This window comes from Halomonas sp. BC04, assembly GCF_000568385.1.
In genome coordinates this window covers 23831-33909 of the sequence record NZ_AZQX01000112.1, presented here as the reverse complement: position 1 = coordinate 33909, position 10079 = coordinate 23831, and the positions used below count along the sequence as shown (strand labels likewise).

Sequence of the window (10079 nt, the reverse complement as noted above, 5' to 3'; positions counted from 1 at the left end):
CGATTCTATCTACCGACGGTGCCACGCCGCTGTCGGAGGAAGCTTCAGCTCCGGTCCGACGCATCGGCGACTGGACTGCAAGCCTCCCGGCGGTGTTGCCAGCCGTTAGTGAACTTCCCCAACGCCGAGGCCTCCGCCGGGCGCCTGGCGGCGCCAGTCGCGATGCAAAGCAGCGCTCCAACAAGGGATGGCATAACCGTGCTGTCGGAGGTAGCTTCAGCTCGATTCGACTAAGCAGCACGCAGCGCTGCCAGACGGTACCGTCCCCATCCTTCCTGATTCATGCCTTTTCCCGAATCCCCTGCCCCGCCAGCCGCTCGCGGTCATGGGGTCGGTCGAGCTCGAGCAGCGGGCCTGCCGGCACGATACGCGTGGGATTGATGGTGTCGTGGCTGTAGTAGTAGTGGCGCTTGATATGCGCGAAGTCCACGGTCTCCCCGATACCCGGCCATTGGTACAGCTCGCGCAGGTAGTTCGAGAGGTTCGGGTAGTCCTCGATGCGGCGCAGGTTGCACTTGAAGTGGCCGTGATAGACGGCATCGAAGCGCACCAGGGTGGTAAATAGACGGATATCAGCCTCGGTAAGCCACTCGCCGGCCAGGTAGCGATGTTTGGCCAGGCGCGCCTCCATGCGATCCAGCGACTCGAACAGCGCCAGCACATGCTTTTCGTACACGGCCTGCTCGGTGGCAAAGCCCGACTTGTACACGCCGTTATTGATGTGGTCGTAGACATCGTCGTTGATGGCGTCGATGGTCTCGCGCAGGTCGGCCGGGTAGAAGTCCAGCCGGTTGCCAGTCAGGTCATCGAAGGCATCATTGAACATGCGCACCAGTTCGGCGGATTCGTTGTTGACGATGCGCCCTTCCCGCTTGTCCCACAGCGCCGGTACCGTCACCCGCCCCGTGTAACGGGGATCGGTCATGGTATAGAGCTCATGGTGAAAGTAGACACCGTTGACGGGATCGCCGCTCGAATCTTCCTGTCGGTCATAGGTCCAGCCCTGGTCAAGCATCAGGGGGCTGACGTAAGACATGCCGATAAGCGAGTCCAGCGACTTGAGGCGCCGCAGGATCAGGGTGCGATGCGCCCAGGGGCAGGCCAGGGAGACATAGAGGTGATAGCGCCCCGCCTCGGCGGGAAGTCCCCGCTGGCCCTCGGGTCCGGCACCGCCGTCGGCCGTGACCCAGTCACGCAGCTTGGCCGACTCCCTGACGAATTCGCCGCCATGCTTCTTGGTGTCGTACCACTGGTCTTGCCACTTGCCGTCGATCAAAAGGCCCATGATGGACTCCCGGTCAGAGATTGCGTCTGCCCTAAGATTAAGCCAATTTTCTCGATGCTCAAGTGCAGTTTTTGGCCTCATAAATACGACTAAATCGAATGATTCATCGCTTTTTCCTCGGGACACTCGCTGGCAACCGCACCATGCAGCGCTTCGGCCATGGCATGGGTCGCCGGCCCGGCACGATCCCGGTCACGAAATATCAATTGTATGGGAATTTCCCGCACGCCCCCGGCAGCCAATGGCAGGGCCTTTACCTTGCCCACCTCCATATCCGCTGCGATGCGGGTGTCCGGCAACCAGGCAAAACCGAGGCCCCGACGCACCATGTCGATCGAGGTTTCCAGATGGCTGACGGTCCAGCGCTGCTCGGCCTTGAGCCAGCCGGCGTCCATCGACTGGCGCAGCGCCGAGTCACGCACCACCACCTGCCGATGGCGCAGCAGGTCGCGCAGGTCGAGCTGTCGATTCAGCAGATGCAGCGGATGTTCAGGGTGGGCCACAGCAATGAAGCGCACCTGAGCCAGCAGCTCGCCAAGAAACCCCTGCGCAGCGAGGCCGGAAATCACCAGGTCCGCGCGGCCATCGTAGAGCATCTCGATGCCCCCATTGAGCACCGTCTCATGCAGCTGCACCCGCACATGGGGATAAGCGGCAGAGAAGCGTCGCAGCGCCACTGCCAGCGCCTGGGGAGGAAATATCTGGTCGACGGCCAGCACCACTTCCGCCTCGAGCCCTTCCGACAACCGCCCTGCCACATCCTCCAACGCCTCGGCGCTCTCGATCAGCTGCCGCGCCCGACGCAGCAGCATCTCACCGGCTTCGGTGAGCCTCACTTGCCGCCCAACGGGCTCCAGCACCTGCACACCGAGCTGCTGCTCCAGCTTGTGTACCGCATGATTGAGCGTCGACGGACTCTTGTGCACCACTTCGGCAGCTCGTGCAAAACCGCCATGGTCCACCACTGCCGCCAGCATCTGCCATTGGGCCAGGGTGACGCGGGACATTTTCGATTTCCTCGAATGAATATTGCAAAACTATGCGCTTAAGTTTCGAAAATTACGCCCTAGAATGCCAGCTATATCCCCGACATTGGAGCCACTCTCATGGCCGCCACTCTCAAGACCCGCCGTATCGCCAACCTGATGCGCAGCCAGCCCAGCCAGGACGGCGACGGGGTCAAGATCCAGCGCATCCACGAGTTCGGTGGCGGCCTGGACCCCTTCCTGATGCTCGATGAACTGGGGTCCGACAGCCCCGATGACTATATCGGCGGCTTCCCGCCCCATCCCCATCGCGGCATCCAGACCCTGACCTATATCCTCCATGGCGGACTCACCCACGAGGATCATCTCGACCATGTGAGCACCATTCGCGCCGGCGACGCCCAGTGGATGCACACCGGGCGGGGTATCGTGCACTCTGAAATGCCCCTGACCGACAGCCAGGGCCTTCACGGCTTCCAGCTCTGGCTCAATCTCGCCGCCAGGGACAAGCTCAGCCCAGCCACCTACCGCGACATTCGCGGTGACGAAATGCCGCATCTCCAGGGCGACCGGGCAGAGCTGATTGCGCTGGGTGGCCACTGGCAGAACGAAGGTGGGGACACCGTGGAAGGACCGCTGGATGCACTGGCAGGCAAGGGTGCCGTGGGTCACGCCCGGCTCGCCGCCGGTGGCACGCTGAACCTGATCATGGCCGACGAAACTCTCGCGGTCTATGTCTTCGAGGGTGAGCTCATGATCGACGGACAGGCCGTCGAGGCAGGACAACTGGCACGTCTCGGCGAGGGGCAACGACTGACGCTGCACAGCCAGGATGGCGCCCAGTGCCTGATTCTAGCCGGCACGCCCCACCGCGAGCCCATCGTGCACTATGGCCCCTTCGTGATGAACCACCCTCGCGAGATCGAGCAGGCCCTGGCGGACTATCGCAACGGCACCTTCACCGCCACCTGATGCCGCGAGGCTCATCGGCTTTATCCCTCACTCCAGTACAGCTGCCCGAGAGAGGGGTTGTCTTTTCTGGCCCGTTGCCGTTCAATGGAAACATTGAGGAACGGTGTTCGAAAATGGTGACATGACCCGGAGAGGATCAGCAGTTCTCCCGGGGCACCCCTAGCTGTATATTTCTACAGTCTAGGAATGCCATATATCATGGGTTAAGGTTCCCATGCCTTTTTATATTCATGTCACTTATTTATATGGCCAAACACCATGTTGCGAATCCTTCATTCGCTGCCCCGCACGCATAAGTTATTACTGTTACCCGTTGCCACCATGGTCACAGTGCTGGGCGCACACAAGATTGTCACTCTCGTCGAGAACACCCAGCGCCAGGGTCAGATACCCGAAACCGTACTCTATCCCCTGGCGCCCGAAACCCAACCCGGCCTCCCTTCTCTCAGCAGCGACCGCTACTCGGTAGCCGATGCCATCGAGGTCGCGACCCAGGCCATCGACGCCACCCGCGGCTATATCCCCCTTTCCCAGTTGAAGCCCACCGAGATCATCGATCTCAACGGTGCCGCAGTGGCCGGCATCGCCCAAGCCCAGGACGCTCCCGAACTTCTTGCCTCGCCATCGATGATCGAGATGGACGAGACGGTCGCCGCCACCGAGCAGGAAGCCCCCAGCGTCGAACTGGTTACCGCCCTGGACTCCGGCGCACTGCACATGGCCATGGTCATCGGCACCCTGGCCAGCGGCATGCTGGACGATACCTATACCGATGACGAAGCGCTGGCCGCCGACGCCACCTCCTACGAGGACTACGACGACGCGGAGCTGGCGTTCTTCGAGGATGGCCCCATCGTCTTCGAGCACGAGATAGCCGCCGACGAGCCCTTCGTGCCCGAGTGGCGGACCTATACCGTGCAGCAGGGCGACACCTTCGCCGTGCTGGCCCAGAATGAGCTGGGCCTCGGCTATAGCGAGGCAATCCGCCTGCTGGAAAGCCTGCCGGACCAGCGGGTCCTGACCCATTGGCGAGTCGGCAACACCTTCGAGTATCAGCTCGACGAGCAGGACCGGCTGCAGACCATGCGCGTCATGCGCAATGCACGCGAAGGCTTCCTGCTGGAGCGCGAGGACGACGGCTTCGATGTCGCCACCATCGAGCGTGCCGGCGAAGCCACGCAGCGCCTGTTCGCCGGTAGCGTCAGCGGCAGCTTTGCCCGCTCCGCCCAGGCCACCGGCCTCTCCAGCACCGAAGTCGCCCAGATTTCACGACTGCTGGAAAAGAAGCTCGACTTCCGGCGCGACACCCGCCGCGGTGACGAGTTCCAGGTATTGATGGAGTCCGACATCATCGACGGTGCCAGCTTCGACTCCCGCATACTGGCGATCCAGTATGAGGCGCCCGCATGGACCTCACCCTGGTTCGCAACAGTGCCGACAACAATTACTATACGCCCGACGGCCAGAGCCTCGATCCCGCCTTCAGCCGCTACCCCTTCGAGGGCAGCTATCGCATGAGTTCCGGCTTCAACCCGCGCCGCACTCACCCGGTCACCGGGCGGGTCAGCCCCCACCGGGGCACCGACTGGGCCATGCCGGTGGGCACACCGATCCAGGCGCCGGCCGACGGCCGCGTCGAGAAGGTCGGCAACCATCCGGTGGCAGGGCGCTACCTGGTGGTTCGCCATGACAACGGCTACCGTACCCGCTACCTACACCTGTCGCGCCCGCTGGTCAGCCGTGGCGACCGGGTGACGATGGGCGAGCGCATCGCGCTGTCGGGCAATACCGGCCGCAGCACCGGTCCTCACCTGCACTATGAAGTCATCGTCAACAACAGCGCCGTCGACGCCATGAAGGTGGAATTGCCGGAAAGCCAGAGCCTCGAGGGAGAACGGCTGATGGCCTTCCAGCAGGAAGCCGAACCGCTGCTGGCCGTCCTGCGCTCCGGTGAGACCGGTACCGTGGTGGCACAGGCATCGGATAGCGACGCCGACTGAAGCGACACGCCTTCGCCCTACCCGACGCCCCGCCAATCGGCGGGGCGTCGGTTCGTTCAGGATAGCCCTGACTGACCAGAACGGGCGCTGAGTCAGGGCCCCTTCCGGAGACGCTGCTTGTCCTCGTCCTATTCGCGCAACCCCATCCCGACCCCTCCCCCCGCAGGCAATCGCCTGGGCGCCTTCTTCGGCGTATTCCGCTACAGCCGACGGGCGCTGGCCCTGGTGTGGCAGACTTCACGCCCGCTCACGGTGGGCCTGGCCGTCTGCACCCTGGTGGCCGGGATCCTGCCCGCCGTCGCCGCCTGGATCGGCCAGCTCATCGTCGACTCGGTCGTCGACGCCATGGCCCATCACCGCGAAACCGGCGACGTCGAATGGTGGCCGGTGCTGCGCTATGTCCTGGCGGAAGCCGGTGTCATTGCCGCCATCGCCATGGCCCAGCGCGGGCTCTCGGGCCAGCAGTCGCTGCTTCGCGCCCTGCTCGGCCAGAAGGTCAACGTGATGATCCTGGAGAAGGCGGGCACCCTGTCGCTTGCCCAGTTCGAGGATTCCGAGTTCTACGACAAGCTGACCCGCGCTAGGCGCGAGGCGTCGATTCGTCCTCTCGGCCTGGTCAACAAGACCTTTTCACTGATGCAGAACGCCATCTCCCTGGCGAGTTTCGGCGTGCTGCTGGTGCAGTTCTCGCCCTGGGCGATCCTGATCCTGATGGTCGGCGCCCTGCCGGTCTTCGCCTCGGAGGCCAAGTTTTCCGGCGACGCCTTCCGGCTGTTCCGCTGGCGTTCGCCCCAGACCCGCATGCAGATGTACCTGGAGACAGTGCTGGCACGGGAGGACAGCATCAAGGAGGTCAAACTCTTCGGCCTCGAACCGCTGCTGCTCTCGCGCTACCGCACCATTTTCGACACGCTCTACGGCGAGGACCGGCGGCTGACGATACGCCGGGAGACCTGGGGCTTCCTGCTCGGCCTGCTGGGCACGGCCGCCTTCTACGGCGCCTACGCCTGGGTGGTGGTGGAAACCGTCACCGGCCAGCTCACCCTGGGTGAAATGACCATGTACCTGATGGTCTTCAAGCAGGGCCAGGCGGCGCTTTCGGCGAGCCTCACCTCGATCAGCGGCATGTACGAGGACAACCTCTACCTCTCGAACCTCTACGAGTACCTGGAGCAGCCGGTGGCAGCCGAGCGCGGCCACCTCACCGAGGGCGCGAACCCCGGCGACGGCATCCGCTTCGAGGGCGTCAGCTTCACCTACCCCGGCGCGACAAGCCGGCCTTGAAGCGTATCTCGCTACACGTCGGGCCCGGCGGCAGCCTGGCTCTGGTCGGCGCCAACGGTTCCGGCAAGACGACCCTGATCAAGCTGCTGACCCGACTCTACGAACCCAGCGAAGGACGAATCCTGCTTGACGGCAGCGACCTGCGCGACTGGGACGTCCAGACCCTGCGCCGGCGCATCGGCGTGATCTTCCAGGACTTCGTTCGCTACCAGATGAAGGTCGGCGAGAACCTGGGGGCAGGCGACGTGGCCTCCTTCGAGGACGAGGCCCGCTGGGAACAGGCGGCCCGACGCGGCCTTGCCGAGGGGTTCATCAATGAGATGCCGGGGGGATACCACACCCAGCTCGGACGCTGGTTCAAGGGCGGCCAGGAGCTCTCCGGGGGCCAGTGGCAGAAGATCGCCCTGTCCCGGGCCTATATGCGCGAGAGCGCCGACATCCTGGTGCTGGACGAACCCACCGCCGCCATGGATGCCGCCGCCGAGGCCGCCGTCTACGACGACTTCCGCGAGCACAGCCGGGACAAGATGACCATCCTCATCTCCCACCGCTTCTCCACCGTACGCGCCGCGGACCACATCCTGGTCATCGACGGTGGTGAGATCATCGAGCAGGGTGACCACGAAAGCCTGATGGCCGCCAACGGCCGCTATGCCCGCCTCTTCCGCCTGCAGGCCAAGGGGTATCGCTGAAACGCGCCTCTGCTGCCCCTCACGTCGCTACAGCGACAGCGGCCGATCCAGGGCGCGCAGCAGGGCATCGTCGCGCTCGTAGATGTCCGGGCGAAAGGCCAGCTGGCCATCTTCGGCCGGATGCACGGTCCAGTAGTGCAGGATGACCGGCATGCGTTCGGCGAGCGAGACGTTACGCGTCCCGCCACGCTCGATCTGTGCGCGCACATCGTAGCCACTGCGGGTGTCGTCAAGCAGCAGCTGGGCGAACTCGTCGATATTCTCTACCCGAATGCAACCGGAACTGGCCGCTCGCTGCTCCCGGGCGAAGAGCCCCTGCGACGGCGTATCGTGCAGGTAGACCATATGGTCATTGGGAAAGCGCACCACCAGCTCCCCCAGGGCATTATGCGGCCCCGGACTCTGCCGCAGCACCACATTGCCCGGCCGCGACCAGTCGATCTCCCAGGGATCCAGCGGCGCGCCCGAAGGGCTGAGCACCTGTATCCGTTCCCGCCACAGGTAGCCCAGGTCACGACGCACCGCGGGCAGCACATCCTCGCGCAGGATGGTCGGGGGAATCGTCCAGGTCGGGTTGACGGTCAGGTGGGTGATCTCGGAGCGCAGCGACGGTGTACGCCGGTAAGGGCGCCCCACCACGATCCGCGAACGCCAGATTTCCCCATTGGGGCGGAAGTAGCTGAGCCGATAGCCGGCGATATCCACCAGCACGAAGGATTCCGGCAAGCCATGCAGCAGCCAGCGGGCACGCTCCATGTTGAGGCGAATCTGATCGATGCGATCCTCCACCGGCACGTTCAGGGCGGCCAGGGTCTGGGGACCGACGATACCGTCAACCTCCAGCAGATGGCGCCGTTGAAAGCGCCGGACGGCCGCTTCGAGCCGCTCGTCATAGTGTCGCGGATCCGGCCCATTGAGTAAGGCCCCCGGGAAGGCCTCGATGGCGGCGGCCATGAGCTCAACTTCACCCATGATGGCCAGGCGCTCCCGCAGCAGCACGACATCGTCATCGCTATCGCCCGGCCGCAGCGCCCGCTGCCGAGAGGGCAGGCTCTCCCACCCACCAATCGTTCGAGGACCCGATACCGGGCCAGTCCGGCGCGAAGTCGCTCATAGGGTGCGTAGGCGGGACGCGCCTCGCAAAGGCCTGCTCGAAGCGCTGGGAATCCACCGCCCGGGAGATGGCCGCCGAGTCCAGCTCGACAGCCGCGATGGGGATTTCCCAGTCGGGATCAATACTGCGTGGATCCACCTTGCCCCGCTGCAGATGCTTGAGTGCCGTCAGCAGCACCTGGCTGGCATGCAGGTCGAACCGTGCCTGTCTCTCGTTACCCCCATCGTTACCCCCATCGCTATCCCCTTCGGCATAGGCCTGGCGATGGGCAGCCACGAGGCCATCGGCCTGGTAGTCCTGGGGCGTCAGACCATCGGTTTCCAGCGTATGCAGCGCCGCGGCAAATGCCGCCACCGTCTCGCCGTCCTGCCAGGCCAGGCGATGGCTGCGAGCGTCATAGAAGGCCTGTAGGCCATCTCCTTTGTCTTCGACCAGGCGGGCGATGACTTGCGAGACATCACCGCCCCCCTCCCTGCCGGTCGCCGACGCCTCGTCCTGATTGCCCCCCGCCATTCCCGACACAAGCGCCAATACAAACCCGATCGTGACAAATACCCGCATGATGAACCCCTGATCCGTTGATAGACGCCCTGGCCTTCCTGGCCCATATCTTCATAATAGTGCCTTTATCCGGAGCCCACGGATGCTGGCTCCGTACCCTCTGCCCGGGTCATGTCGCCAATGGCACTGCGCGACACGACCTGATGAGTTGCATACAGGCTTGCCATGACTCGACACTCCAAGCTATCACGACTCTCCAGCACCGCGCTTGCCACCCTGCTTTTCGCCGCCCCCATCGCTCAGGCCGGTGATTTTCTCACCCAGGCCCTGGTCTCCAGCCCGCAGCATGGCACCTCCCTCGATGCCACCCTGACCCGTCTGGCGCCAGACGCCGATCCACAGGTGCTTCGCCTCGCCGCCAATGCCCTGGCCTGCGCCGAACCGGATGCCGAGCGCCTGGCGGTGATCGATTTCTCCCGCCCCTCGACGGAGCCGCGCCTATGGGTCTTTGACCTCGCCGAGTCGCGACTGTTGTTCGAAGAACTGGTTTCTCACGGCCAGGGTACGGGAGATGCCATGGCCGAGGTCTTTTCCAATGTCTACGGCAGCCACCAGTCGAGCCTTGGCCTGTTTCGCACCATGAACAGCTACTACGGCCGCAACGGTTATTCGCTGCGCCTGGAAGGCCTCGAGGAAGGCATCAATGACCTCGCCTACCAGCGAGCCATCGTTATCCACGGCGCCGACTACGTCAGCGAGGCCTTCATCGAGAAGACCGGCCGGCTGGGGCGCAGCCAGGGCTGTCCCGCCGTACGCCAGGAAGTCACCTACCCGTTGATCGACAGCATCAAGGAAGACCAGTACCTCTTCGCCTACTACCCCGACTCGGAGTGGCTGGAAAACTCCGCCTTCCTGGCCTGCCAGCGTGACGGCCAGCAGCTGGCCATGAACTGACCCATGACCCGGGCACTCGGTGGCAGCACCTCACGACCGCCATCGAGTGCCTCGAGTGCCAACAGCACCATCACGGGGCATGCGCCTTGCGCACTGCACCATCGTTTCTCTCCGACAACCCCACTCGCCGCTACCGCAAGGCCGTCGATTTCTATCAAGAGACTGAAATATAAAATAAAACAGAATAGTGGCAAGCTGATTGCTTGATGCAAATCAAAGAGTGGTAGGCGTGGACCAGGCTCTCCGGAGTACGAGTGCGTCGAACCTGCCCTTCAACGCTGAAGGACTCGT

General features: G+C 63.8%; 6 protein-coding genes and 2 pseudogenes. 4 read left to right on the top strand and 4 right to left on the bottom strand.

Going from position 1 to position 10079, the window contains the following annotated elements; all coding sequences use genetic code 11:
• Positions 1 to 280: 280 nt before the first annotated feature.
• Positions 281 to 1285, bottom strand: coding sequence for a glutathione S-transferase family protein (locus tag Q427_RS08065; RefSeq protein ID WP_043512726.1), 1005 nt, complete (start codon positions 1283 to 1285; stop codon positions 281 to 283).
• 89 nt (positions 1286 to 1374) lie between these two features.
• Positions 1375 to 2292, bottom strand: coding sequence for a LysR family transcriptional regulator (locus Q427_RS08060; RefSeq protein ID WP_043512723.1), 918 nt, complete (start codon positions 2290 to 2292; stop codon positions 1375 to 1377).
• 99 nt (positions 2293 to 2391) lie between these two features.
• On the opposite strand from Q427_RS08060, the gene Q427_RS08055 reads away from it, so the two are divergent.
• The 3 genes and pseudogenes from Q427_RS08055 to Q427_RS08045 all read left to right on the top strand — a co-directional run bounded on the left by Q427_RS08055 (position 2392) and on the right by Q427_RS08045 (position 7219).
• On the top strand, positions 2392 to 3243 hold the full coding sequence (locus Q427_RS08055) for a pirin family protein (RefSeq protein ID WP_051496225.1): 852 nt from the start codon (positions 2392 to 2394) through the stop codon (positions 3241 to 3243).
• 258 nt (positions 3244 to 3501) lie between these two features.
• A pseudogene (locus Q427_RS08050) lies at positions 3502 to 5243 on the top strand (peptidoglycan DD-metalloendopeptidase family protein).
• A 144-nt stretch (positions 5244 to 5387) separates the two neighbouring features.
• A pseudogene (locus tag Q427_RS08045) lies at positions 5388 to 7219 on the top strand (ABC transporter ATP-binding protein).
• Between the two features lie 27 nt (positions 7220 to 7246).
• On the opposite strand, the gene Q427_RS33630 reads toward Q427_RS08045, so the two are convergent.
• Both Q427_RS33630 and Q427_RS33625 read right to left on the bottom strand, forming a co-directional pair.
• Complete coding sequence (locus tag Q427_RS33630; RefSeq protein WP_051496224.1) at positions 7247 to 8218, bottom strand: L,D-transpeptidase family protein; 972 nt, start codon at positions 8216 to 8218, stop codon at positions 7247 to 7249.
• 13 nt (positions 8219 to 8231) lie between these two features.
• A complete protein-coding gene (locus Q427_RS33625; protein WP_231613534.1) occupies positions 8232 to 8894 on the bottom strand; it encodes a hypothetical protein in 663 nt (220 codons plus the stop codon).
• A 165-nt stretch (positions 8895 to 9059) separates the two neighbouring features.
• Here Q427_RS33625 and Q427_RS08035 point away from each other — a divergent pair, with 165 nt between their 5' ends.
• Positions 9060 to 9788, top strand: coding sequence for a murein L,D-transpeptidase catalytic domain family protein (locus Q427_RS08035; RefSeq protein ID WP_043512722.1), 729 nt, complete (start codon positions 9060 to 9062; stop codon positions 9786 to 9788).
• Positions 9789 to 10079 lie beyond the last annotated feature (291 nt).